The organism is Bartonella ancashensis, from assembly GCF_001281405.1.
Taxonomy (GTDB): domain Bacteria; phylum Pseudomonadota; class Alphaproteobacteria; order Rhizobiales; family Rhizobiaceae; genus Bartonella; species Bartonella ancashensis.
In genome coordinates, this window is record NZ_CP010401.1 from 471,560 (window position 1) to 497,920 (window position 26,361).

25 protein-coding genes are annotated in these 26,361 nt (G+C 35.4%); 11 read left to right on the plus strand and 14 right to left on the minus strand.

Annotation, left to right across the window (positions count from 1 at the left end; all coding sequences use genetic code 11):
• Window positions 1–137 precede the first annotated feature (137 nt).
• Window positions 138–1,307 carry a cell division protein ZapE gene (gene zapE, locus PU02_RS02070; RefSeq protein WP_053943864.1) on the minus strand — a complete coding sequence of 390 codons (1,170 nt, stop codon included), beginning with the start codon at window positions 1,305–1,307 and terminating at the stop codon, window positions 138–140.
• 82 nt (window positions 1,308–1,389) lie between these two features.
• Window positions 1,390–1,920 (minus strand): AprI/Inh family metalloprotease inhibitor, encoded by a 531-nt coding sequence (locus PU02_RS02075; protein WP_236824022.1) that lies wholly within the window; start codon window positions 1,918–1,920, stop codon window positions 1,390–1,392.
• A gap of 212 nt (window positions 1,921–2,132) precedes the next feature.
• Between PU02_RS02075 and dapF the strand changes: the two genes are divergently transcribed.
• From dapF to PU02_RS02095, 4 genes are read left to right on the plus strand one after another with little or no spacing between them, the layout of a single operon-like run.
• Complete coding sequence (gene dapF / locus PU02_RS02080) at window positions 2,133–2,993, plus strand: diaminopimelate epimerase (protein WP_053943866.1); 861 nt, start codon at window positions 2,133–2,135, stop codon at window positions 2,991–2,993.
• The gene (gene mtaB, locus PU02_RS02085; protein WP_053943867.1) at window positions 2,984–4,267 is read left to right on the plus strand and encodes a tRNA (N(6)-L-threonylcarbamoyladenosine(37)-C(2))-methylthiotransferase MtaB; all 1,284 of its coding nucleotides are present in this window, start codon (window positions 2,984–2,986) and stop codon (window positions 4,265–4,267) included. Before dapF ends, mtaB begins: the two co-directional genes overlap by 10 nt.
• A 14-nt stretch (window positions 4,268–4,281) precedes the next feature.
• Window positions 4,282–5,439, plus strand: coding sequence for a signal recognition particle-docking protein FtsY (gene ftsY / locus PU02_RS02090; RefSeq protein WP_082311396.1), 1,158 nt, complete (start codon window positions 4,282–4,284; stop codon window positions 5,437–5,439).
• Window positions 5,436–6,101, plus strand: a complete 666-nt coding sequence (locus tag PU02_RS02095; RefSeq protein ID WP_053943868.1) for a septation protein A — start codon at window positions 5,436–5,438, stop codon at window positions 6,099–6,101. The genes ftsY and PU02_RS02095 overlap by 4 nt, the downstream gene beginning before the upstream one ends.
• A 750-nt stretch (window positions 6,102–6,851) precedes the next feature.
• Here the strand turns inward: PU02_RS02095 and PU02_RS02105 are convergent.
• From PU02_RS02105 to rho, 6 genes are all read right to left on the minus strand, one after another.
• The gene (locus tag PU02_RS02105) at window positions 6,852–7,748 is read right to left on the minus strand and encodes a ParB/RepB/Spo0J family partition protein (RefSeq protein ID WP_053943870.1); all 897 of its coding nucleotides are present in this window, start codon (window positions 7,746–7,748) and stop codon (window positions 6,852–6,854) included.
• Between the two features lie 45 nt (window positions 7,749–7,793).
• Window positions 7,794–8,591, minus strand: coding sequence for a ParA family protein (locus PU02_RS02110; RefSeq protein WP_053943871.1), 798 nt, complete (start codon window positions 8,589–8,591; stop codon window positions 7,794–7,796).
• 6 nt (window positions 8,592–8,597) lie between these two features.
• Window positions 8,598–9,245, minus strand: a complete 648-nt coding sequence (gene rsmG / locus PU02_RS02115; RefSeq protein WP_053943872.1) for a 16S rRNA (guanine(527)-N(7))-methyltransferase RsmG — start codon at window positions 9,243–9,245, stop codon at window positions 8,598–8,600.
• Complete coding sequence (gene mnmG, locus PU02_RS02120) at window positions 9,245–11,113, minus strand: tRNA uridine-5-carboxymethylaminomethyl(34) synthesis enzyme MnmG (protein WP_053943873.1); 1,869 nt, start codon at window positions 11,111–11,113, stop codon at window positions 9,245–9,247. Before mnmG ends, rsmG begins: the two co-directional genes overlap by 1 nt.
• Before the next feature lie 108 nt (window positions 11,114–11,221).
• Window positions 11,222–12,529: a tRNA uridine-5-carboxymethylaminomethyl(34) synthesis GTPase MnmE gene (gene mnmE / locus PU02_RS02125; RefSeq protein WP_053944625.1), complete on the minus strand. Its 1,308-nt coding sequence runs from the start codon at window positions 12,527–12,529 to the stop codon at window positions 11,222–11,224.
• 31 nt (window positions 12,530–12,560) lie between these two features.
• A complete protein-coding gene (rho, locus tag PU02_RS02130; protein ID WP_053943874.1) occupies window positions 12,561–13,826 on the minus strand; it encodes a transcription termination factor Rho in 1,266 nt (421 codons plus the stop codon).
• Between the two features lie 574 nt (window positions 13,827–14,400).
• Between rho and PU02_RS02135 the strand changes: the two genes are divergently transcribed.
• The 5 genes from PU02_RS02135 to polA all read left to right on the plus strand — a co-directional run bounded on the left by PU02_RS02135 (window position 14,401) and on the right by polA (window position 20,494).
• Entirely contained in the window at window positions 14,401–15,243 is an 843-nt protein-coding gene (locus PU02_RS02135) for a pyruvate, water dikinase regulatory protein (RefSeq protein ID WP_053943875.1), read from the plus strand.
• Window positions 15,233–15,826 (plus strand): Maf family nucleotide pyrophosphatase, encoded by a 594-nt coding sequence (locus PU02_RS02140; RefSeq protein WP_414947354.1) that lies wholly within the window; start codon window positions 15,233–15,235, stop codon window positions 15,824–15,826. The genes PU02_RS02135 and PU02_RS02140 overlap by 11 nt, the downstream gene beginning before the upstream one ends.
• 182 nt (window positions 15,827–16,008) lie before the next feature.
• Window positions 16,009–16,593, plus strand: coding sequence for a dephospho-CoA kinase (coaE, locus tag PU02_RS02145; protein ID WP_053943876.1), 585 nt, complete (start codon window positions 16,009–16,011; stop codon window positions 16,591–16,593).
• Window positions 16,586–17,317, plus strand: coding sequence for a DNA polymerase III subunit epsilon (dnaQ, locus tag PU02_RS02150; RefSeq protein WP_053943877.1), 732 nt, complete (start codon window positions 16,586–16,588; stop codon window positions 17,315–17,317). Before coaE ends, dnaQ begins: the two co-directional genes overlap by 8 nt.
• Before the next feature lie 294 nt (window positions 17,318–17,611).
• Window positions 17,612–20,494 carry a DNA polymerase I gene (gene polA / locus PU02_RS02155; protein ID WP_053943878.1) on the plus strand — a complete coding sequence of 961 codons (2,883 nt, stop codon included), beginning with the start codon at window positions 17,612–17,614 and terminating at the stop codon, window positions 20,492–20,494.
• A 233-nt stretch (window positions 20,495–20,727) separates the two neighbouring features.
• Here polA and PU02_RS02160 read toward each other — a convergent pair whose 3' ends face one another.
• The 6 genes from PU02_RS02160 to PU02_RS02185 form a co-directional block, all read right to left on the minus strand.
• Window positions 20,728–21,501 (minus strand): Bax inhibitor-1/YccA family protein, encoded by a 774-nt coding sequence (locus PU02_RS02160; protein WP_053943879.1) that lies wholly within the window; start codon window positions 21,499–21,501, stop codon window positions 20,728–20,730.
• A 362-nt stretch (window positions 21,502–21,863) separates the two neighbouring features.
• Window positions 21,864–22,364 carry a signal peptidase II gene (gene lspA / locus PU02_RS02165; RefSeq protein WP_053943880.1) on the minus strand — a complete coding sequence of 167 codons (501 nt, stop codon included), beginning with the start codon at window positions 22,362–22,364 and terminating at the stop codon, window positions 21,864–21,866.
• Window position 22,365: 1 nt separating this feature from the next.
• Window positions 22,366–23,205 (minus strand): TrmH family RNA methyltransferase, encoded by an 840-nt coding sequence (locus PU02_RS02170; protein WP_053943881.1) that lies wholly within the window; start codon window positions 23,203–23,205, stop codon window positions 22,366–22,368.
• A gap of 1 nt (window position 23,206) precedes the next feature.
• Entirely contained in the window at window positions 23,207–24,139 is a 933-nt protein-coding gene (locus PU02_RS02175; RefSeq protein ID WP_053943882.1) for a class I SAM-dependent methyltransferase, read from the minus strand.
• Window positions 24,140–24,296: 157 nt separating this feature from the next.
• The gene (locus tag PU02_RS02180) at window positions 24,297–24,587 is read right to left on the minus strand and encodes a LapA family protein (protein ID WP_053943883.1); all 291 of its coding nucleotides are present in this window, start codon (window positions 24,585–24,587) and stop codon (window positions 24,297–24,299) included.
• Between the two features lie 4 nt (window positions 24,588–24,591).
• A complete protein-coding gene (locus tag PU02_RS02185; protein WP_053943884.1) occupies window positions 24,592–24,873 on the minus strand; it encodes an integration host factor subunit beta in 282 nt (93 codons plus the stop codon).
• 189 nt (window positions 24,874–25,062) lie between these two features.
• Between PU02_RS02185 and lptC the strand changes: the two genes are divergently transcribed.
• Together lptC and PU02_RS02195 are read left to right on the plus strand one after the other, a co-directional pair.
• A complete protein-coding gene (gene lptC / locus PU02_RS02190) occupies window positions 25,063–25,704 on the plus strand; it encodes an LPS export ABC transporter periplasmic protein LptC (RefSeq protein WP_053943885.1) in 642 nt (213 codons plus the stop codon).
• 65 nt (window positions 25,705–25,769) lie between these two features.
• The gene (locus PU02_RS02195; RefSeq protein WP_053943886.1) at window positions 25,770–26,351 is read left to right on the plus strand and encodes an LptA/OstA family protein; all 582 of its coding nucleotides are present in this window, start codon (window positions 25,770–25,772) and stop codon (window positions 26,349–26,351) included.
• The last annotated feature ends 10 nt before the right edge of the window (window positions 26,352–26,361 follow it).

Sequence of the window (26,361 nt, forward strand, 5' to 3'; positions counted from 1 at the left end):
GAAACCTACCACACTTTAACTGATAAGACGAACTAAAAAACTAAAAAATACAACATAATTATTACATATGCTCTATAAACTTAAAATACTATAATGTTAGTAATCTACATGAGATCAATAGGGAAAACTTTTCCTTTTTACTTTAAAAATCGTTTCGCCCAGCTGCTTAAATAGTCTTGACTTTGCATTTCAAAAAGACGTGACTGTGTTCTTTGAAACTCAAACGTCTCTGTCGTTTTCGAACGTACTCTGTATAAGCCATTTAATTCTGTTTCCGTTGACATAAATAACCTTACACGACGATCATAAAGACTATCAATCAGCAAAATAAATCGTTTCGTCTCATTGCGGAGCGTATCATCCATCACAGGAACATTATCAATGAAAATTGTATGGTAACGTTCTCCTAAAGCCGAGTATTCAGCGGCTGCTAAGGGCTTTACGCAAAGATCTCGGTAATCAAAGCGAGCACAACCAGCACCAGAACGAAATACACGAATAATACGTCCTTTAACAGCTATATTATCAGGCATTTCTTTCTTTCCATCTAAAGCTAATGCCCATTCTTTATCCATAAAGTAATCGGAAGCATCTCCTAATGATGTCACATACATTTGTTGTGAATTTAGCTTTTCAAGACGATAATCTGTTTTTGCATCAAGATTAATAACAGACACACGTTCTTTTAAAATTCGAATAAACGGTAAAAAGAGAAATCGATTTAAGCCATTATGATAGAGATCATCAGGAGCAACATTTGACGTTGCAACAAAAATAACCCCTTGATCAAATAAAGCTGTTATGAAGCGACTAAGAATCATGGCGTCTGCAATATCTGTCACCGTAAACTCATCAAAGCAGAGCACACGTGCTTCTTTTGCAAAATCTTTTGCGACAGCCAAAATAGGATCACTTTTTTCAGCTTTTACAGATTCAAATCTTTTACGATAAATATCAATGCGTTTATGAACATCATTCATAAAATCACCAAAATGAGCCCGCTTTTTACGGATCTGCGGCAAACAGGAAAAAAACAGATCCATCAACATAGTTTTTCCCCGCCCTACTTCGCCATAAATATATATTCCCTGTGCAAAATCATTCGACATTTCTTGCTTCGAATTGCGGAAACAAGAACGTATTGTTTTCTTAAAACTGCTCATCAGGGTCGAAAACCATGAAACATCTTGCTCAAATATATTTTGCAGCAAATGATCAAGATGCTTCGCTAAAGCCAACTGAGCTTGATCAAAATCAATTTTTCCTTGAGAAAACAACTGCTCATAGCGTGTTGAAACCAAAGTCATATAAACCTTCTCCTCAAACCATTCCTCGTGGAATGAGTACTACAGTAAATCCACAACTTTTATAGACATCTTGTAAATGATCTCAACGCTTTAAAAGAACCGCCTGATTGTCAAATGTATACCCCGCAAAATGACTTCCATTTGCAGAATAAAAAGCGGCAACAACCTTCCCCGAATCATCATAAAAATACAACTTTTTTCCTGAAACAGCCCATGAATTAACCTTAGAGAAGATCTTCGGACATGACAAAGGAAAAGCACGATATCCTTGACCAGATTTTGTTTGCGGCGTTGCAACCCGACATACACTACCCCCTATAGAAAGAATCCACACACCGGCGATGTTTGCAGGTGATAAGTTGATTGCATAACTCGGTATTTCAAAATTTACCATTTGTTCTAAATCGTCAAGGTTTCCCTCTTCACTGTCTAAAGAAGTACTCGCATCTGACATTTGTGAATCAAACACCACCTCACGTTCCTGTATTCCTTTAGTTGAGTAAATAACATACGGTGACTCACTGTTCAAATTGTTATCCCCAAACCGTGGTATAGAACAACCACTTAAAACAACAATCATTGAGAATATGACTAAAAATAAGCTTCTTGACATTACCATACTCTTACCTTCTTCTTACCAACAACAGCAAGCACCTTTGATGTTTGCTAAAATAGATTAACAAATAGGAAATATAGGAACAGAATGCTAATAATTATTTTAAAATGACAAAAGCTCCTACAATAGCTCTTCTACAAAATACTGGAAGTTTGAAAATTTTTCAGTCATATATCCCATATAAGGCATCACTTAAATAGAGAAATTTTATGAAAATTCCTTTCAGCAAAATGAATGGTCTTGGAAATCGCATTATTGTTGCCGATTTGCGTAAGAGTACACACAATATTACACCACAAGCAATTTTAACATTATCTTCAAATCCTCAAACAGCTTTTGATCAAATTATGGCTATTCATCTGCCAATTCAAGAAAAAGGCGATTTTCATATTGAAATTTGGAATTCTGATGGTTCAAAAGCAAAAACTTGCGGTAATGGGATACGCTGCGTCATTGAATGGTTAGCAAATAACCATCTTGGTAATTGTTTTCGACTAGAAACACCCGCAGGACTTATTGAAGGAGAACGCCAAACTAATGGCCTTATCTCTGTTGATATGGGTCTTCCAAATCTCAAAGTAGAAGACATGCCCCTTTCACGTAAGATAATTGATATAGATAACGTAGATATCACAGCTGGCCCTTTAAAAGAGGCTAGTCTTGTATCTGTTGGAAATCTTCATGCCATTTTTTTTGTCGAAAATAATATTCAACAGATTCCGCTGGAAAAATATGGAAAACAGCTAGAATATGATTCTCTATTTTTGGATCGATGTAATATTTCTGTTGTCCATGTAATGTCTAAAAAAAGTTTAGCTATACGAACATGGGAACGAGGTGCTGGACTAACACAAGCGTGTGGAAGCGCTGCGTGTGCTAGCACAGTTGCTGCTTATCGACGAGGACTTATAGAACGCTCTGTAGACGCTAACTTGCCGGGAGGAGTGCTTTCTATTTTTTACAGAGATGATGGGCATATTATCATGACTGGTCCGACAGAACATGAATTCAGTGGTTTTCTAAATCCTTTGACTGGAACGTATAAAAAGGATCCTCTTCAATGGCAGTAAAAATTGTAACTTTTGGCTGTCGCCTCAATAGTTATGAAGCAGAAGTGATACGACAAAAAAGTACTTCTGCTGGTCTCAGTGAACTTAAAGATGGTGCTATCATTTTTAATACCTGTGCCGTCACTGCTGAAGCTGTGCGACAGGCTAAACAAGCTATTAGAAAAGCAAAGCGCGAAAATCCTCATGCTCGCGTCATTGTTACAGGATGTGCTGCACAAACAGAACCAGACAATTTTGCTTCTATGAAAGAAGTTGACCTAATACTCGGAAATGAAGACAAACTTCACACCAGCTCTTACTGTCAATTTCCTGACTTTGGCACAAATCAAGATGAAAAAATTCGTGTTAACGACATCATGGAGGTGCGTAACAATGCCCCTCACATGATTAATGGAATAGAAGGTCGCACCCGTGCCTTTGTGCAAATACAAAATGGATGCGATCATCGCTGTACATTTTGCATCATCCCTTACGGACGCGGACCATCACGTTCTGTTCCCATGGGAACCATCATCGAACAGATTAAACACCTCGTAGATAGTGGTGTTCAAGAAGTTGTTCTAACAGGTGTTGATCTCACAAGTTATGGCTCTAATTTGCCAGGAAAAACAACATTAGGAAAATTGACCGCGGCCATTTTACATCACGTTCCTGATCTACCACGATTGCATCTTTCATCGATAGATTCTATCGAAGCAGACCAAGAATTAACAGATCTTTTAGCCTACGAAAAAAGGGTAATGCCGCACTTGCATTTATCTTTACAGGCAGGAGACAACATGATTTTAAAACGAATGAAACGTAGACATCTGCGCGAAAATGCAATCCAATTTTGTCAAGATCTCCGTTCTAAACGTCCTACAATGACTTATGGTGCTGATTTAATAGCTGGTTTTCCAACAGAAACAGAAGAAATGTTTCAAAATAGTTTGAATCTGATCCATGATTGTGGTCTGACGCATCTTCATGTTTTTCCTTTTAGCCCGAGAAAAGGAACGCCTGCAGCACGCATGCCACAAGTTAGTCGTGAAATAATAAAAATTCGTGCAGAAAAATTACGCGAAGCAGGTAGACAGGCATACAAGAAACACCTTGATCATTTACAAAACAGCAAACAAATAATCTTGGTCGAAAAAGATGACATCGGGCGAACAGAAGATTATACTCTAGCGCACATTAAGGGTGTTAAAGCTGGAACAATTGTCCAAGCACTCATTATCGGCAACGATGGCAATAAATTGATTGCCAAACAATTTAAATCGAGTGCAGTCTGAATAGGAAAACTTTCATGACAAAATCTTTTATAAAAAAAATATTTTCTTCCAGAAAATCTCAACATGAAATAACAGAAAGCGATCCTTCTTTTACAGAAATACAAGAATCAAAAAAAATCAGTAATGATGAACCTCTAAACTCCGACGAAAAATCTCCAACTTCTAAGCCAATTTCCAAAAAATTAATAATAACTCACACAGTAACAGAAAAAGAAGAAAATCCCTTATCAATATCACCCACTGAACCCGAAAAAGAGGCGTGGTTTAAACGCTTAAAAAAGGGATTATACCTTTCTTCACAGCAATTGAGTGATTCAATTAATGTGCTATTCACTAAACAAAAGCTCACCAAAGACATACTACAACAATTAGAGGACGCCCTTATTCAGGCTGATCTTGGTGTAGAAACAGCGACACATATTATCAATATTTTGAATTCTGGTCGTTACAATAAAGATTTGTCACTCAGTGATATTCATACAGTCGTTGCAGATGAAATCAAAAAGGTTCTTGAACCCACAGCCGTTCCATTAGAACTCGATCTTAATCATAAACCTCACGTTATTTTATTGGTTGGTGTTAATGGCACTGGGAAAACGACAACTATTGGAAAGTTAGCCGCTAAATTAACCTCTAATAAACTTAAAGTAATGCTTGCAGCCGGTGATACATTTCGCGCCGCAGCTATCGAACAACTCCATATATGGGGTGAAAGAACGGGATCTCCTGTCATTTCAACCACACTGCCTGCAGATGCTGCCAGTGTGGTTTTTGATGCTTATGAAAAAGCAAAAAAAGAAAATAGCGACGTGTTAATTATTGATACAGCTGGACGTTTACAAAATAAAACAGAACTTATGGATGAATTAGCAAAAATTATTCGCATTTTAAAAAAGCACAACCCTCAAGCACCACATACAGTACTCCAAACACTTGACGCAACAACAGGGCAAAATTCTCTTAATCAAGTGGAGATTTTCCGTAGCGTTGCTGGTGTTAATGGTCTGGTAATGACGAAGCTTGATGGAACTGCGCGAGGAGGAATTCTTATCGCACTTGCAGCTAAGTATAAATTACCCATCCACTTTATTGGTATAGGTGAAGGCATTGAGGATCTTGAACCATTTTCTGCCTCTGATTTCGCCAACGCTATAGTAGGAAAAAATCCATGAAAAACATATCTCACAAAATTGATTCAATACAAAAAAACACTAGTAAAGATAAAGAAGAAAAAATTTCACCCTTTCTTAAATTTTGCTTAGAAATGGGACCTCTTCTTATTTTTTTCCTCGCTAATTACAAAGGTGAGTGGTTGATTAACAATATTGAACTCTTTAAAAATTTTAGTAAGCCCATTTTTCCTGCAACCATTATTTTCATGATATCAATTGTCATTGCTTTGATTACATCATGGGTAATTGTACGAACTATAATAATTATGCCTCTTATTTCAGGGGTACTGGTTCTAATTTTTGGATTTTTAACTATTTGGTTAAATGATGATACTTTTATTAAAGTTAAACCTACAATAATCAATGGTTTGTTTGCCACTATTCTGTTTGGTAGCTTATTTTTTGGTAAACCACTATTACATTATTTTTTTAATAATACTCTAAAACTTGATGAACAAGGATGGAAAAAAATGACATATTCTTGGGCATTTTTTTTCGTTTTTCTTGCATTTGTGAATGAAATTGTTTGGCGTAATTTTAGCGATAATTTTTGGGCAACTTTCAAAGTATTTGGTGTAATGCCAATGACAATTCTTTTCACACTAACGCAAATACCCATTATGATGAAACACTCTATAAAAGATGATAAATCCAATTCTTAAATAAAAATAGTTATATCTAAATAGATTAATTGGATCAATTCACTACAGACAATAGCTGTACATATTTTTTATGAAACAGCTACCATGTGGTTTTGTGTGCTTTAATTCAATGAAATTTTAGACTACTAAAAACATCTCTGTTTATTTTCTCAAGATCATTCTTAAAGCTATCATTATTTTTCTTCATCTTTGAAATTCCAAAAAGACGAAGGTCGTGATTATTAGCTACAAGACTTTTACCAAAATTCCGATAAACGAAGATATTTTTATTATGCCAAAACATATTATCTTCTTTTATTACTTTTCCTTTTACTTTTTTGATTCATGCACATAAAACAATGACGAATGAATATTTTCTGATGATTTTTTTAACATCAACTGATAATTCAGACATTGTTGCAAATTGGCCCTCTAACGGGGGATTTTTTTCGTGAACATGGAAAGGCACTAAAGAAGAGATCCAAATATTATTTTCAAAACCGGAAGAGTCTCAAATTAAAGATAATAATACTGCAAAAAACCATTGAAGAACTTATTATCTTTTATCATAACTTAATGAAAATTAAAAAGAACAATCCGACCCCTAAAGACTGTGTCCTTGGTTTTAGAGCTCTTCAAGAAGTATTAATTGCAGTCACAGCGTTTGGATATAAAGACAGAATTATTGCTGAAAAGAAAACTGTCTCCCAAGACAATTTCTTATTTGGTCAAAAATATATCGATCGAATTCGCACTTTTTTAGACAATTAATCAGCTTTGCAAACGTCGACAAATATCATCCAATTGTTCCAACGTAGAATAACGAATTTTTAAATTTCCCCCTTTTTTGCCATGATTAATAACAACCTGCGCCCCGATTATATCAGAAAGTATTTTTTCCAAAGACTCTGTTTCTACGTCTTTTTCTTTTATTTGCTTTTTGTTTCCAATATTTTCCTTTTCATGTACAAGCATCTCTGTTTGACGTACAGAAAGCCCTTCCTGAATTATTTTTTCAGCCAATTTTTGTGGATCATCAACAGTTATGAGACAACGTGCATGGCCAGCTGAAAGCTGACCATTAATTAAAAATTGCTGTACTTCCGATGGAAGTTTCAACAAACGAAGCGTATTAGCAATATGGCTTCTGCTTTTTCCAATAATTTGAGCAAGATCGTTTTGAGTATAAGAATGTTCATTAATTAGCAATTCATATCCCATGCCTTCTTCAACAGGATTGAGGTCTGTACGTTGAACATTTTCAATTATTGCTAATTCAATGGCTGTTTTATCATCTACATCACGAATTATAGCAGGCAATCTATTTAATTCTGCTCTTTGTGCAGCACGCAACCGACGCTCACCAGCAATTAGTTCAAACTGATTTGGATGATTACGCAAAGGCCTTACAACAATAGGCTGTATAATACCATGTTGACGGATAGACTGAGCTAAATTATCAAGTTCTGAATCAGTAAAATGTCTTCGCGGATTATTTGGATTGCATGAAATAAGATCTATAGAAATTAGTTTTTCAAAATTCTCTCCTGATTTTGCAATAAATTGGGGAATATTAGATTGATCGGTATGACTAACATCTAAATTGATATCTCCAATCAATGCGGCTAACCCACGCCCTAATCTTTTTTTAGATTGATCTTCATTCATAATCTTGCTCTTTGAATTCACTGTATACCAAATTATTTAACATTTTTAGGCAGCGTCTTTTGCTTGTTTTTCACGTTGAATAACTTCTGATGCTAACCGCAAATACGCCTGGCTACCCGCACATTTAAGATCGTAAAGCAATGCTGGCTTACCAAAGGAAGGGGCTTCAGATACCCTAACATTTCGTGGAATAACAGTACGATAAACTTTTTCCCCCATAAAAGAACGCACATCTTCAACAACTTGATTTGAAAGATTATTACGTCCATCATACATAGTTAAAACAATACCCTGAATATCAAGAGATGGATTAAGAACACATCTTACTTGTTTAACAGTTTCAAGTAATTGACTTAATCCCTCAAGAGCTAAAAATTCACATTGCATAGGAACTAAGACAGAATCAGCAGCTCCCATAGCGTTTAATGTTAAAAGATTTAATGAAGGAGGACAATCTATAAGAACATAATTAAATCTCTGAGCAATCTTTTTATCATGACAAAGGGCATTCCGTAACCGTTTAATACGGTCTGCGGATGAAGCAATTTCCATCTCAATACCAAGAAGATCTAAAGTTGAAGGAACAATATATAAATTAGGAACGAGCGTTCTTAAAGCAGCTTTAGCAACTGAAATTCCAGATACTAAAACATCATAAGAAGATAAAGGACGATTGTTACGATCAATTCCTAATCCTGTACTAGCATTACCTTGTGGATCAACATCCATAATAAGAACGTTTTCGCCAATTGCAGCTAAAGCTGTAGCAAGATTAATAGTTGTTGTTGTTTTACCTACCCCACCTTTTTGGTTTGCAACGGCGATAATCCGTGTTTCGCTCATTTGATCTTATCCTTCACAAGATTGAACATGAGAAATTTCTAAAATAACAGAGTTTTTATCAATTTTACTTTGATGTTTTAATAAATCAAAACGCCAATTTTTAGAAGCATTTTCTATTTCTTTACCATAATATTGACCCTTTTGTAAAAGAGCTATTGTATTTTGTGAAAATAACGGAAAAGAAATTTTTAAAAGATGATCTAACGGTGCTAAACCACGTGCAGTTATAATATCAGGACTATTTATTTTATTGTAAACATTTTCTATTCTACAATTATAAACAGTTGCTGGAAGATCAAGTTGAGCAATAGCAGTTCTTAAAAAAGACGCTTTTTTCATATTGCTCTCAACTAAATCAATGTGTCCTTTTTTCATATGCTTAAGAAATATAGCAATCACAATTGCAGGAAATCCTCCTCCTGATCCAAGATCACACCAGTGAATAGCTTGGCTATGTAGAGGATATATCTGAGCAGAATCTAAAATATGACGAGTCCATAGAACCGGTATCGTTTTTTTTGATATGAGATTAATATGTAAATTCCATTGAATAATAAGCTCTTCAAATCTTTTTAGATCATTTACAGTTTCACGTGAAACAGACGGTAATATTTCAGATAATTCTATGTATCTTTTTTCTAATTCCGCAATCATTAAGCAAGCTTTGCCTTTTCACGTCTTTGACGTTGAATAGCTAAAATAATTAAAGATAATGCTGTCGGTGTCATACCATCAATTTTTTGCGCATCCGCTATAGATCTTGGAGATTGTTTTTTAATTTTTTCTTTTAATTCATTTGAAAGACCAGAAATAGATTCAATATCAAGAGACAAAGGAATCTCAAGACGTTCATCTTTTTGAAGAGAGGCTATGTCTTGTGCTTGCCTTTCTAAATAAACTGAATACTGTGCTTCAATTTCTAGAATCTCTACTGTTTTAGAATCAATAGAAAGAAGTTGTGGCCAAAAAGACGCTAGGCGAGCGATATTTATTTGAGGGTGAGATAAAAGATCATAAGCTGAACGCCGAACACCATCATAATTTATATGCAATCCACGATTAGATGCTTCATTAGGTGTTAAAAAAAGTTCTCTACACATAGACCGTGCTTGAGAAAGACGTTCTTGTTTATCCTGATAAAAAGACCAGCGAATATTACTGAGAATACCCCATTGTTGTGCTAAAGGTGTCAGGCGAGTATCAGCATTATCAGCACGTAAAGATAAACGAAACTCAGCGCGAGACGTAAACATTCTATATGGTTCACAAACTCCACGCGAAATCAAATCATCTATCATTACACCTATATAAGCCATAGAACGACTTAAAATAATTTCATCTTTTCCACCAACTTTACGCGCAGCATTTAATCCAGCTATGAGTCCTTGTGCTGCTGCTTCTTCATATCCGGTTGTACCATTAATTTGGCCAGCTAAAAATAATCCAGGTAACGATTTTAATTCTAGAGATTTTGTTAGCTGCTGTGGATCAACAAAATCATATTCAATAGCATAACCTGGTTGTAAAACTGTAACGTCTTCTAACCCCTCAATTGTTCTCAACAAAGAAACTTGAACATCTTCTGGAAGAGATGTTGATACACCATTAGGATAAATTATATCACTTTCTAGTCCTTCTGGTTCCAGAAAAATATTATGTCCATCACGTTCGCCAAATTTAGCAATCTTATCCTCAATAGAAGGGCAGTATCGCGGTCCTAATCCCTTTATATTACCAGAATACAAAGCAGATAAATGAATATTATCACTAATAATACGATGCGTTTTTTCGTTTGTTCGTGTTATGGCACATTCAATTTGAGGTAAATTAATTTTTTTTGTCAAAAAAGAAAAAGGTACTGGATCTTCATCAGCCTGCTGTTTAGGAAGACTTTCCCAATGAATTGTCTTTTTACTAAGACGTGCTGGTGTTCCTGTTTTTAATCGTCCTAACTTAATAGCATGCCTTTTCAAGCATTTTGCAAGCTGTGTACTTGATTTTTCTTTCACGCGTCCAGCATACCATGTTTTATCACCAATATGAATGATACCATTTAAAAAAGTTCCTGTCGTTAAAACGACAGAACCAGAACAAAGGTTTCCCTTTTCTTTTAATAAAACCCCTGAAACGCGATTATTTTCTACGATAAGATCAATAACCTCATCTTCAAGAACTGTTAAATTATCTTGTTCTTCTAGAAGTTCCTGAATTGCATTTTTATATAATTGCCTATCAATTTGCGTGCGAGGACCTCTTACTGCAGGCCCTTTGCGCCGATTAAGAAGGCGAAATTGTATTCCTGCAGCATCTGCTGCTCTTCCCATTAGACCATCTAAAGCATCTATTTCACAAACTAGATGTCCTTTTCCAAGACCTCCAATAGCAGGATTACACGACATTGTTCCAATATCTGATTTACAGTATGTAATTAATGCTGTTCGTGCTCCAAAACGCGCGGCAACAGAAGCAGCTTCGCAACCAGCGTGCCCACCTCCAACAATAATAACATCATATACCCGCATCTGATTATTCCATATAGAATCTTCACGAAATTTTACATAAAATTAACCATTTAAAATACATTATATTACAGATCTGTCTATGAAATAATAAATGTTTCACGTGAATCATTATTTACCAATACAAAATTGTGAGAAAATAATATCGAGCAAATCTTCAACATTAACATCACCTGTAATGCGCCCTAATACATCACTTGCACGACGGAGATGTTCAGCACGTAAACTTAAATCAAGACACTCTGCATTTATTGAAAAATCAATTTCTTTAACAGCCTCTTTTAAAAGTTGAATTTGTCTCTTTCTTGCTGGAACAACATCTCCAATTTTTGCAGCATGATATGAACAGAAGGATTCTATTTTTTTTATGAAATAGTCAAAGTTCAAACCATTCAAAGCAGAAAATTGTATAGGCCAACGAATTTTGTCTCCTTCACAAATATCAAGCTTGTTACCAACATGCCATATTTCAGCTGATGTATGAGGTAAATTAATCTTTTTAGGATTGCTCATATCATCAACTAAAATGACGAGGTCGGCATCTTTAATATGTTGGTTTGCAATTTCTATTCCTAATTGTTCAATTTTACTTTTTGTTTTTCTAATTCCTGCTGTATCTATAAAAAACACAGGAATTCCATTAATAACTAACCTAATTTCCAAAGCATCACGTGTGGTTCCTTCTTCCTCTGTAACAATAGCAATAGGTTTTCCAGAGAGTCTATTAATGATACTTGATTTTCCAGAATTCGGAAAACCTACAATAACGACTTTAATACCATCACGTAAAATACTTGCACGCTCTCCTTCAGAAATATATTTACAGAGAGAATCTCTAAGTTCTTTTATATTTTCCCAAACTTTTTGAGAACTGGAATCTAGAGTGTCAACTTCATCAGAAAAATCAAGATCTACTTCAATTAAAGCTCGAGCTGTCATTAAGGTAGAACGCCATTCACGGTAAAGATCTTTTAAATAACCATTTGCCCCCGCAATAGCTAACCGTCTTTGACTTTCTGTTTCTGCCTCTATTAAATCAGCTAAACCTTCTGCTTGAGTAAGATCTATTTTTCCTTCATAAAAAGCTCTGCGCGAAAATTCACCCGCTTCTGCAAGACGACATCCAGGAAAAGAAGACAATTCATCAAGAAAACGATTAACAACAGCTTTTCCTCCATGAAGGTGAAATTCTGCACAGTCTTCTCCTGTAAAACTATTAGGATGAGGAAAAAAAACAGTTAGAGCGGAATCCAAGAAACTGCCATCGCGTCCAATCAAATCTCCATGATACATAAACCGAGCTTTAGGTAAACAGCCACAAAGTGTTTCAACTATATGAATAACATGAGGACCAGAAACCCTAATGATAGCAACGCTTGAAGGTAACAGTCCACTCGATACAGCAAAGATCGTATCCACAAGACTAATCCTTGTTTCAAATTCCAATATTCTATGTATTCATTGAATCAAAAAATTCGCTATTGTTCTTTGTTTGCTTTAATTTATCAATTAAAAATTCCATAGCATCTGTTACATTCATAGGTGATAAAATACGACGTAGAACAAAAATTTTATGTAAGTCTTGACGTGATACTAATAAATCTTCTTTCCGCGTTCCAGATTTCAAAACATCTATAGCTGGGAAGATACGTTTATCCGAAACTTTTCTATCAAGAACAATCTCTGAATTCCCTGTTCCCTTGAACTCTTCGAAAATAACTTCATCCATACGACTTCCCGTATCAATTAAAGCTGTTGCTATAATAGTAAGGGATCCGCCTTCTTCAATATTACGAGCTGCACCAAAAAAGCGTTTAGGACGCTGTAAAGCATTTGAATCAACTCCTCCTGTTAAAACTTTACCTGATGAAGGAACAACCGTATTATACGCTCGTCCAAGACGAGTAATCGAATCAAGAAGGATAACAACATCACGTCCATACTCAACCAAACGCTTGGCTTTTTCTATAACCATTTCAGCTACTCGTACATGACGAATTGCTGGTTCATCAAAAGTAGAAGAAATAACCTCTCCTTTTACAGAGCGTTGCATGTCTGTAACTTCTTCCGGACGTTCATCAATCAGGAGAACAATGAGATAACACTCAGGATGATTTGTCGTAATCGAATGAGCTATATTTTGTAATAGTACCGTTTTTCCTGTTCTAGGAGGTGCAACAATTAATCCTCTTTGTCCTTTTCCTAAAGGAGACATTAAATCAACAATTCGTGAGGACAGATCCTTATAAGTAGGATTTTCTATCTCCATTTTAAAAGGTTCATTCGGATAAAGAGGGGTAAGATTATCAAAATGAATTTTATAACGAATTTTTTCAGGCTCTCCAAAATTTATTTTATTAATTTTGAGAAGAGCAAAATACCGTTCTCCCTCTTTTGGACTACGTATTAGACCCTCAACAGTATCTCCTGTTTTCAAAGAAAAAACCTGTATTTGTTCAGGTAAAATGTAAATATCATCAGGTCCTGGTAGATAATTTGCATCTGAAGATCTTAAAAAACCAAATCCATCTTGTAAAACTTCGACAACACCTTCTCCAATAATTTCTACATCTTGCAAAGAGAGTTTTTTCAGAATAGCAAACATTAATTCTTGTTTACGCATTAGCGAAGCATTTTCAACCTTTAACGTCTCAGCAAAAGATATAAGTTCGACAGGAGTTTTTCTCTTGAGTTCTTGTAGCTTCATTTCTTGCATGAAATACTCTCTTAAAAAATATAAAGTGGGAAATTATTTTCAAATCTATAGAAAATCGGGAAATAAGAATTATTTCCTACAATACAGAGAGACCACCATACACTTAACTTCTTTGATCTGCAAGGGTCACCTTTACACTCAATTTTTCCACAAAACACAAATTACTTTTAGTAGTGTAAAAACCCGTCTCAGCATACTAAATAACTGAAACTCTTTTGGTTCTACCTTTTATAAGAATCATTCTCTTCTCAACACAAAATTAAAGATAAACGAATTTTGATTCATTTAAACCTTAATTAATTAAGTTTTAAAGTTTTTTCTTATTTAGGTATGTGTTTAATGTTAATTGTTATTTGTACCCTAATTATCCATATATTTTTATCACAAAAAGAGATAGAAAAAGTTATGAATTAGAGATAGTTAGAGGTGTTATCCTCATCTTTTGTTCACATAGCAAATTCATTAACAAAAATTATTCCATTTGTGCATAAATAAAAAAATAAAACGTAATATTTTATTTTTCTGAAAAATAAGAAACTTTGTACACACCTATTAACAAATCGTAAAAATTTTGATGGAAAAAAGAAAAAAAATATTTCATTTGCATATGGTTTCTGATGCAACTGGTGAGACTTTAATATCTGCGGGGAGAGCCGTATCATCACAATATACCATGTGTCAGGCTGTAGAGCATATTTACCCAATGATTCGAAATAAAACACAATTACAGAGAGTTCTTGATGAAATTAAAAGGGAACCAGGAATTGTACTCTACACAATTATTGATAAAGAGCTTAAACAACGTCTCAGTAAAACATGCGTAAAGATAGGTGTGCCTTGTGTTGCTATATTAGATCCAATCTTAAATGTTTTTCAATCATATATAGGAACACCTACTAATTTGCGTGTCAGTGCACAACATGACCTTAATGCAGATTATTTTCGTCGTATTGAAGCATTGGATTTTACGATAGAACATGATGATGGACAATTTTCTGATGATTTACTAAATGCTGATGTGATTCTTGTAGGAATATCAAGAACTTCAAAAACACCAACAAGCATTTATTTAGCAAATCGTGGAATAAAAACGGCCAATGTACCGGTCATCCCAGGAATTGATTTGCCACGGGCTCTTTTGGAAGAAAAAAATATCTTAATTATTGGCTTAATTGCTTCAGCTGAACGTATTGCACATGTTCGTCAGAATAGAGACTTAGGGAATTGTTCCGCTATAGAAAGCTACACAGACAGAGTAAGTATAGCTGAAGAATTAACTTATGCAAAACGGATCTTTGAGAATTCAGGTTGGCCTATTATAGATGTTACAAGACGTTCAATTGAAGAAACTGCAGTAGCAGTCTTTGAGCTTTTATCACAATTTCGTGAGGAAAAAGAAAAAGATCATGAAAAATAAGCTTATTTTAGCATCTCTTAGTATTTATCGTGCACAATTGTTGAAAAAAGCTGGTTTGGATTTTTCTATAAAGGGATCCTCTGTGGATGAACGAGAAATAGAAAAAAATGTAGAATTAAAGACACCAAAGGAACTTAGTTCCTTTCTTGCTTATGTAAAAGCAAAAGATGTTTCAAATTTTTTTCCTGATTCTTTCATTATTGGATGTGATCAGGTTCTTGATTTAAATGGTAAAGTTCTTCACAAAGTTAAAAACAGAGAAAAAGCGCGCGAACGTTTGCAAATTTTATCAGGACAAACACATTCTCTTCATAGTGCAATATCCTTGGTTAGAGAAGGTAAAGAGATTTGGTCAGAAGTTTTTAGTGCTCACATGACAATGCGTACACTTTCTTCAGAGTTTATTGAAAATTATTTGAATTCTACAAAACAGGATATTTTTAATAGTGTAGGAGTTTATCAGATTGAAGGGAAAGGAATCCATCTTTTTGAAAAAATTGAAGGAGACTATTTTACTATTATTGGTCTACCTTTGTTACCCTTGTTAGCGAAGTTACGTCATTTGGAGATAATTGACAGCTAATAATAGATTATACAAAAGAGAAAAGTTAATCTGTACTATTTCATGTTCTATTTATCATTTAAATTTATGAAAAATATTGGTTTTTATCTTAAAATAGGAAAAATATGCAAAGTGAGTTATCTGAATCTTACAAAGATTTATCAATATCCTATTTTATAGTAAAGTGTAGGTTAAAATAAGTTATGGAAATTATAGGCTTAACTGGATCTATTGCCATGGGAAAATCAACAGTGGCTGGTTTTTTCAGAGATGCCGGTGTGCCTGTATTTAGCGCTGATGAAATAGTGCATAAACTCTATCAGCAAAAAACAACTTTGTTGGCTATAAAAAACGTTTTTCCTGATATAATTAAAAATGGTCAAATTGACCGCCTAGAGCTTTCTGAAATTATAACACATAATAGTAATGAGCTACAAAAATTAGAAAAGATAATTCATCCTTTAGTAAGAAAAGAAGAAAAAGAGTTTATAAAAGTAGCACGTGAACAGGGGGAAAAAATGGTTGTTCTTGAAATACCCCTTCTTTTTGAAATAAATGGTACTGATAGAGTTGATCATGTTATAGTTGTATCAGCGCCATTAGAATTGCAAAGAGAGCGTGCTATGAAGCGGCCAAATATGAGTGAAGAAAAATTTAATGTTCTCAATGCTCGACAAATACCAAATAAACAGAAATATGCAGATTTTGTCATTGATACAGGGAAAAGTCTAGAAGATACACGTCAACAAGTTTTATGTATAATAGATGATATTTTAAAAAATGCGTGAGATTATTTTTGATACTGAAACGACAGGGTTAGATAAGGATAAAGACCGTATCATTGAAATTGGTTGTGTAGAAATGATAGATCGTTATCTCACGGGAAAAACTTTTCACGTTTATTTAAATCCACAGGGAGTTATCATTCCCGACGAGGTTGTGGCAATTCATGGATTAACAAATGAGCGTTTAAAAAATGAAAAAAAATTTGATGAGATTGCCGATGAATTTTTGGAATTTATTGATGATGCCGTAATAGTTGCTCACAATGCGAATTTTGATATCAGTTTTCTCAATGCGGAATTAAAACGAGTAAATAAGTCTCCCATTAGTATTGATCGTGTAATTGATACATTGGCTATAGCACGGCGCAAATTTCCCATGGGGCCAAATTCTCTTGATGTATTATGTAAACGTTTGGGTATAGACAATAGCAGTCGCATTCTTCATGGTGCTCTACTTGATGCTGAAATTCTCGCAGATGTTTATATTGAGCTAATTGATGGAAAGCAGGGAACGTTAAATTTTTTTGATGATGATAGTAACTCTATGAGTGGTCAAAAAAACAGGAATATCCCCTATATTGCAAAAGTTCGCCCACGTGCACTACCTTTGAGATTAAATGCGCAGGAGAAAAATATGCATGCAAAATTGGTTGAAAAAATAGGCAGTACAGCTTTATGGAACCGTTTTGAGATACCTGATCACTTTAAATATGCGGAAACGGAATGATGTTTTTGACACAAAAGAAACGGTCGTTGCGGGGAGGGGAACACCACAACGACCTTACCGCTACATTGTACCCCAGCTATCACGGGAGGAGTAAAATGAAAGCCATCGCACCCCACAATAGCAAAGAAAAGCTCTCGGTACTGAATCCAAAACGTAGCGGACACCATCGTGGATATAGATAAAAAATGGCTTTTCAGAGGCAAAAAATAAATTTTTGAATTAATTTAAAAAATAATTTTAATATAGACTGTAATGGAGAAATAAAGCCATCATGAAAATGAATGATCATCTTTTTTGGTTGATGGATCAGGTTATATTTTTCGCGCTTATTATGCGTTACCTTCTTTGAAGAGAAAAAAAGATGGACTTCCGGTAGGAGCTGTTGCCGGTTTTTGTAGCATGTTGTGGAAATTGCTCTGTGATGCGCGTAACACATCTGTAGGCGCTGTTCCTACGCATTTTGCTGTTATCTTTGATCATTCATCTGATACGTTTAGAAAGAAAATTTATCCCCAGTATAAAGCGAATAGAGCATCTCCACCCGAAGACCTCATTCCTCAGTTTAATTTGATAAGGGAAGCAACAAAAGCTTTCAACATACCATACGTTGAAAAAGAAGGCTTTGAAGCAGATGATTTAATTGCTACTTATGCACATTTAGCGACTAAAGCGGGGGTAAAAACAACGATTATCTCTTCGGATAAAGATCTGATGCAATTGGTTAACACATCTGTATCTTTGTACGATGGAGTGAAAAATAAGCATATAGGTATTGCTGAAGTTGTAGAAAAATGGGGTGTTACACCCGAAAAAATGATCGATTTACAGACTCTAGTTGGAGATCCAGTTGATAATATACCTGGAATACCAGGTATTGGTCCCAAAATTGCTGCACAATTACTGAATCAATTTGGAACGCTCGATTTTTTATTGCAACATATGTCTGAAATTAAACAAAAGAAACGACGTGAAGCTATTCAAGAATATAGCAAAAGTATAGAAATTTCTCGCACATTGGTCACACTCAAAACAGATGTACCTATAGATCATGATTTAAGCAGTTTTGTTTTAGAAAAACAGGATGGTCCGCGTTTAATCTCTTTTTTGAAAGCTATGGAATTTGCAACTCTCACTCGTCGTGTTGCAGAAGCGACAGAATGTGATGCTATGGCTATTGATGCCTGTAATATAGATTTTGAGTGGGAAAAAATCTCACAGAGGCCTAATTCAAACACCGAACAAGGTGATATAATGTTGATGCGCCACTTACCTGAAAATAATCCACAAACTTTGGCACAGAAACGTAAGGAAGAAGCTTTTACTCAATCAATTACAAGTGATCTTTATGAAACTATCCTGGATGAAGAAACTTTAAAAAAATGGTTATTAGAGGCGACAGAACAAGGCCATTTCTCTTTTAAAATAGTTGCAACTTCTCCCGATCCTATGCAAGCGGAGTTTGTTGGTTTTTCACTATCATTACAGCCGAATAGAGCTGCTTACATACCTTTAGAGCATATAGAAGAAACAAAAAATCTTTTTGGTGGTGGGCGTATAGCAGGGCAAATAGAAGTGCAAAGAGCGCTGGTTCTTCTAAAACCTGTGTTGGAAAATCAAGCAATATTAAAAATCGGCCAAAATATAAAATATGATTGGCTCATTATGAAACGACACGGTATTATAATGCGTTCTTTTGATGATATAATGCTTATATCATATGTTTTGGATGCCGGAACTCTAACTCATGACATGGATGCTTTATCTGAACGCTGGCTTGGGCACAAACCAATTTCTTACAAAGAGCTGAAATATGATGGTAAAAAAATTGTTTCCCTTACGCAAGTAGATTTGAAACAAGCAGCTTCTTATGCAGCAGAAAATGCTGATATAGCGCTACGTTTGTGGAAGGTTTTGAAATCAGAGCTTGTTGCGCAAGGAATGGTGAGAATTTATGAGCGCATTGATCGACCACTCATAGAAGCTGTTGCAAGAATTGAAGAAAGAGGGATTCTTATTGATAAGCAAATTTTATCGCGTTTATCAGGAGAATTAGCACAAACTGCTTTTACCCTAGAAGAAGAGATTTATAAATTGGTTGGTGAACGGTTTAATATTGCTTCGCCAAAGCAATTGGGTGATATACTTTTTGATAAAATGGGGTTTTCTGGAGGAACGAAAACTAAAAGTGGGCAGTGGTCAACTTCTGCACAAGTTTTGGAGGAGTTAGCCTCTGAAGGACATATTTTGCTCCGTAAAATTGTTGATTGGCGTCAGCTTGTAAAGCTAAAATCGACCTACACTGACGCTTTACCTTCTTATATTTTGCCCAGAACGGGACGCATTCACACAAACTATTCTCTCGCAATAACGTCAACAGGACGATTATCATCGTTTGAGCCAAATTTACAAAATATTCCGATTCGAACCGCAGAAGGGCGGAAAATTCGTGCAGCGTTTGTTGCTCCAGAGGGTCATGTTCTCTTATCAGCTGATTATGGTCAGATTGAATTGCGCCTGCTTGCGCATATTGCTAATATCACTGCACTGAAAGAGGCTTTTTCTAAGGGACAAGATATTCACTCTACGATTGCATCGCAAATGTTTGGAGTATCTGTAGAGGAAATGTCTTCTGATGTACGTCGTCGTGCGAAAGCAATTAATTTTGGCATTATTTATGGCATATCAGCTTTTGGATTAGCGAAGCAATTAGGTATTTCACGAGAAGAAGCAGGCCATTTTATTAATCTCTATTTTGAAAGATTTCCAGGAATTAAAACTTACATGGAGGCTGCCAAAGTATCTGCACGTCAAAATGGCTATGTGGAAACGATTTTTGGCCGTCGTATTCACTTTCCTGAAATAAAAGCAGCAGACCAAAAAGTTCGCGCTTTTAATGAGCGTGCTGCCATTAATGCTCCCATCCAAGGATCTGCAGCAGATATAATTCGCCGTGCAATGATTCAAATGGATGGTGCTTTAGAAAAGGCAAAATTATCTGCTAGAATGCTGCTGCAGATTCATGACGAATTGATCTTTGAGATTCCTGAAACTGAGAGTGAAGAGACAACGAAACTAGTTAAAAAAATCATGGAGAACGCGACAATGCCTGCATTATCTTTATCTGTGCCGCTCGAAGTAAAAATTACGATAGCTCAAAATTTGGGTGAGACGCATTAGCTTTATTTTACACATCCGTTTGATAGTTTAACAAGAAAAATAATTTTACGCAATTCATACAAAGGACAAACTGTGCATACAGGTATCTATTATCAATTGAGGAGAATTATAAAAAATACACCAGGAGAGAAAATGATCATTCTCTCGTAGAAAAAGTAACGTGATTTTAAAAATTTAAAAAAGCCTCATCTCTTTTCGGAAACAAGGCTGATAATAGAACAATGTTTTCTCTGCTAATCACGGTTTGAACCGAGAAATTGAAGCAAAAAGACGAACATATTTATGAAGTCAAGATAAAGGTTTAGAGCACCCATAATGACTTTACGACCTCTTGTTTCATCACCATCATTTTCATAATACATCAACTTTATGTTTTGCGTATTATAAGCTGTTAAACCCGCAAAAACGAGTACACCAATCACTGAAATAGCAAACTGCAAGGCGCTCGATCCAAGGAACATATTAACGATCGTGGAAAGCATCAAGCCAACCAAACCGATTAATAGAAATGATCCCATAGCTGTAAGGTCACGCTTTGTAGTGTAACCATAAAGTGATAAAGAGAGGAAAGCAGCAGAGGTTATAGCAAATGTCTGCACAATACTTTCTGGTGTATAACGCAAGATAATAGACGATAGTGAAAGGCCTACAAGGGTTGCATAAGCGTAAAAAAGATTGCGGGCAGTGCTTGTGCTAAGGGAACTTATCTTGAAGCTGAGAAATAAAACAGCCACCAAGGGAGCGAACATAATAATGTAGGAAAACGGTGACGTATAAAATGTTACCCCAAAAGATGTTAAATAAATACTGCTATTGAGCTGAACAACTGCTTGGCTCATATCTGTTGTTGTTGTCAGTGATGCAATTGCATAGGCAGCAGCTGCTGTGACAAGTAAACCGATAGCCATAGTATTATAAACGCTCAGCATATAGCTTCGTAAGCCCTGATCAATCGACGCATCGGCATGAGACACCGACGCTGAACGTAAATCTCTGAAATCAGCCATAGTAAAAATTCCTTATGATACAAATCCCGTCGGGCCCTACGATTTACACTTGCTAAACATAACAACGCTGAGCACCGCTGGCAGAACTCTAATATATTTCCTCTATTATGGAGATTTATTTGAAAAATACAAGAGACTTTGTTTACAGGAAAAATACAAAATTGCGGTTAATTGGGGTAGTACAGATTATTGAGGAATGAGTAATCTGTTTTGCCATGATCATTATCGAAAAGATTAGGAAAACAAAATATTTGTAATCATCGGGATATGTTTGCTTCGATTTCTGATTTTATAAAAAAGATAATAAACTAAAAGATAAGTTTTTCTACGCATTTAACGCAGGAAAATTAATCACGTTAATTTTAGGAAAAAGGTTTATCGATACAGTTTTTCGTTTTTCTCCATAAATATAACTCGTCAATCAAAATGACAATAACGCCGAGTGTTATAAAAGCATCCGCAATATTAAAAATAGCAAAATAGAAAAAACCATCAATGTAAAATAATATGTAATCTGTGACAAAGTGGAAACGAATACGGTCAATGAGATTACCGATCGCCCCACCAATGATAAGAATAACACCAAAGCGTGATAATGATTTGCGGAGCGCGATATCTTTCCATAACCATAAAAGAAACAGGATAATGATAGATGTAAGGACGATAAGTCCCCAATGAGGGAAGGAAGAAAAAAGAGAAAATGCAATACCAGAATTGCGTACATGATAAAGAGAAAGAAAAGGTAATATTGGAATTTCTGTTTCTAAGGGTATAGTTTCTATAACCCAATGTTTGACAGCTTGATCAAGCCACACGGTGCTTATTAAGCCTAGAAAAAGGAAAAGGAGTGATTTGCATATCATTCTAGTTTCCACGTGGTTCAAGTATTAAATGGGGGCGGCGAATTTCGTAAAGCATTATGGCTGTAGCTACTGCCAGATTGAGTGAATCAGCACGTCCTTTTTGCGGAATACGCGCTAATTGTTTACAACAATTAACCAAGCCATCTGATAAGCCGTTTTGTTCATTTCCCATTAAAAGCAGGACAGGACCTCTAAAATCAATTTTTCGATAATCTACAGATCCTTTAAGATGTGTGCCAATAATCATACCATTGAAATGTGTAGACCAGTTTAAAAAGGCACTTTCATTAAGATGATATAAGGGTACTGAGAAAATAGATCCCATTGTTGCGCGTACAGTTTCAGGTGAAAAAGGATCTGTTGTTTCACCTATTAGAATAACACCTTTTGCTCCTGCTGCATCTGCTGTGCGAATGATGGTTCCAAGATTTCCAGGATCACGTATGCGATCAAGAGCAATGTAAACGTCTTCAGGCAATTCTTTAATTGTTTCAATAGAATTCCACTGCTGTTTAAAAATACCAATAACTGTTTGTGGGTTATCACGGTGGGTGATGGATTCCATAATTTTTTTTGAAGTCTTGATGATAAGACCACCGTTAGCAACAATGCGTGCAATAGCTTTTTCAAGAGCAGGGTGTGAGAACTGATTTTTGGAGACAATAAGCGTTTGAATTGTCCAACGAAGATCTAAAGCATCAATGACCAATTTAAGTCCTTCAGCTATGAAAATCCCTTCTCTATTACGATTTTTCTTATGATTGAGTGATCTAAAGCTTTTGATGACTGGGTTGCTTAGAGAAGTAATTTCTTTAATTTGACCGGTTTTTCTAACACACATATTAGGCAATCCAACGACTAAATAAAGAAGTTGACAAGGCTCTTCCTGCAGCTTCTTCACGCAAAATTAATTCTCCCGATTCAAGAGTTCCTCCAAGATTTTTTAATTCATCACGCATCAAAGTATGAAGCGTGTAAAAGGAAGCACGAATAGAATAAGAGGTGAGCACGATAGAAAGTGGGTTATCAGATAAAAGGTCACGACAATTTTTTATCATTTTGGGTAAATGATCAAAGAGTTGCCAGACCTCACCACGAGGTCCGCGTCCATAAGATGGAGGATCAAGAAGGATTATATCGTAGGTTTTTTTACGACGCAGCTCACGCTCAACAAATTTTAGTGCATCATCACAAATCCAGCGAATAGGATGATTAGATAATCCTGATATGTTTTGATTGGCTTTTGCCCAAAGTATAGCTTTTTTAGAGGCATCAACATGGGTAACTATTGCGCCTGCTCGCGCGCCTATTAAAGAGGCAAGACCTGTATATCCAAAAAGATTTAGTAATTTAACAGGACACGTGGCATTTAAAATTTGTTCTTCTATAGTACGCCAATGTGCATCTTGTTCAGGAAAAACACCAACATGACGAAAAGAGGTAAAACGTCCTAAAAAAGATAAACCATTCCAAGAAAGTGGCCATGTTTCATCTAGTGTTTTTTTAGGAAAATGCCAACGCCCGATACCTTCTTCGTCTAGATTGCCCTTAAATAAAGCATCAATATTGTCCCATATTTTTTTTGGTAAAGTTGGTTTCCACAAAGCTTGGCTTTCTGGTCTAATAATACGATAGGAGCCATAGCGTTCTAATTTTTGCCCATTACCGGAATCAATCAATGCGTAATCTGCACTTGCGCTCGTCTCTAAAATAAGGGGTAATTTTTCTTGCGGATAAATGTCTTTGGAATTTTGTTGAATGCATCGTATAGGCATGTTTTTCGGTATCATGGAACGTTCATTTCAAAGGAGGTTACTTCTAAAGATGTCAAATTTAACTATGATATGCAAATCCCAAAATTATCGAAAATACGATGGCGAAAAAGGAAACCTTTCAGTATCCTATTAAATAGAATAGATTTAAAAAATTAGATCACTTTGTAGTCATTGCTTTTAATTTCTCCAGTTCATTTTTGCTTTTTTTTAATGCTTTACGATACCGATGCTGTGTGAACCAACAAATGCTGCTGCCTATAAGAAGACCAAGACCAAAAAAAATAAAAAGCCAAACAAAAAGGGGAGCTTGATAGATAGAGTCTTCCAAATTAATCTTGAAAGGATTAAAAGTTAACGTCACCATTTGACGGTTGTCTACAGCAAAAGCGATCACAAAAGCTGTAAAAGGGGCTAAGATTATTGTTAGGAGAATACGCTTAGATGTCATAGGTCTAGCCACTATTTAACCGATCGCGTAGATCTTTACCTGTTTTAAAAAAGGGGACCCATTTCTCTTCGACTGTGACAGCTTCACCTGTTCGCGGGTTACGTCCGTTTCGAGCTAATCTGCTTTTAACGGAAAAAGCCCCAAAGCCACGAAGCTCGACACGGTTACCATCAGCAAGAGCTGTTGAAATTTCCTCAAAAACAGCGTTGACAATATTTTCAACATCGCGTCGTAAAAGGTGTGGGTTGTGACGAGCGATGATTTGTACGAGTTCTGATTTAATCAAGATAGCCTCTCAAATATGTTATACTTCACGGTTATAAATATTCTATACATATGTGTTACGGTATTGAATAGATCTATAAATCAAAGAATAAAATCAATAAATGCAATATTGCAATAAGAAAATTTTGAAGTAGTCATTAATATGATTCCAGAAATGAAAAAATTGGAATCTTTAAAGGATTAGAGCACCATGGCTGTACGCACTTGTGATAAAATTTTTTCGGTAAGATCATATTTTATCAATGTTTGTGAGGAGACCCGCCGTCATTCACGTCGAGTTTATGTGTTAAAAATTTTTTTATTTTTATCCGCATTCATTATGATGTTTGTTTTCTCTTGGTTCTTATTTTTTTCAGGCTCTACTTCTTTTGCTCCCATCATTCTAAATGACGATACAGATGACATAATGACATTGACAATGAGCAATCCAAGGTTAGAAGGATACACAAGTTCCCAGCAACCCTATTGGCTCAAAGCAGAAAAAGCATTTCAAAATCGTACACATTTTGAACTCGTTAAATTGCAGAATATTATAGCTGAAGTTCCTGCAGGAAAACAGGGATCAATTTTTATTAAAGCAAAAATAGCAAGCTATGATGGTACAAATGGCTTTTTGCAGTTTGATGAACCTTTTACGATTAAGACAAAGGATGGGTTGATTGCACAATTCGTGAATGCAAATGTAAATTTATTGGAAAAAAATTTAAGAACGGATAAGCCTGTCAATATTCGTCGTCCAGGCTTATTTATGACAGCAAATAGTTTGCAGATTCGTGAAGGGGGGCAAATTATGCATTTTCAAAATGGTGTGCATTTGATTTTTAACCGGTGAAACTAGTTGCCATAAAATTTAGAGATGCCTGTAAATTTGCAAAAAAAGAGGCTAAAAGTTGTATAATGAGGTTGAGAGGATTAGTTAGGGTATATTTAATTTTAATCGCGTTGATGTTGAAATTAGGAGTAATTTCTGGATACGCTAACGTTGTTTATTCAGGGGAAGACTTACCACAAAATAAAGAAGCAGTAGAATTACATGCAGATTCTCTGGAAATACTTGAAAAAGAAGGTATTGCTATTTTTGATGGAAATGTTTCAATCGTTCAAGGTGAACGTGTCTTGCGAACATTAAAGTTGATTGTTTATTACGATCAAGATCACAAAAAAATTGATATTGATCAGACGAATGCACAGTCAATATGGCCTGTAGAGACTGGTCTGAAAGATATTAAAAAAATAGAAGCCTTGGGAGAGGTTTATATCAAAATAGCAACGCAGATTGCTACAGGAGATAAAGGAATTTTTGATAAACAATCAAACTCGGTAATTCTAACAGGTAATCCTGTTGTCTTAAGGGATGGTAGCAACACAGCAACAGGGTGTAGATTGACAGTGAATATGGCAACAGAAAAAACCTTTCTTGAAGGATGTGAAGTACTTGATAAAAATGGCCGTGTTTCAATCATTTTACAGTCTAATTGAGAGAATAGTT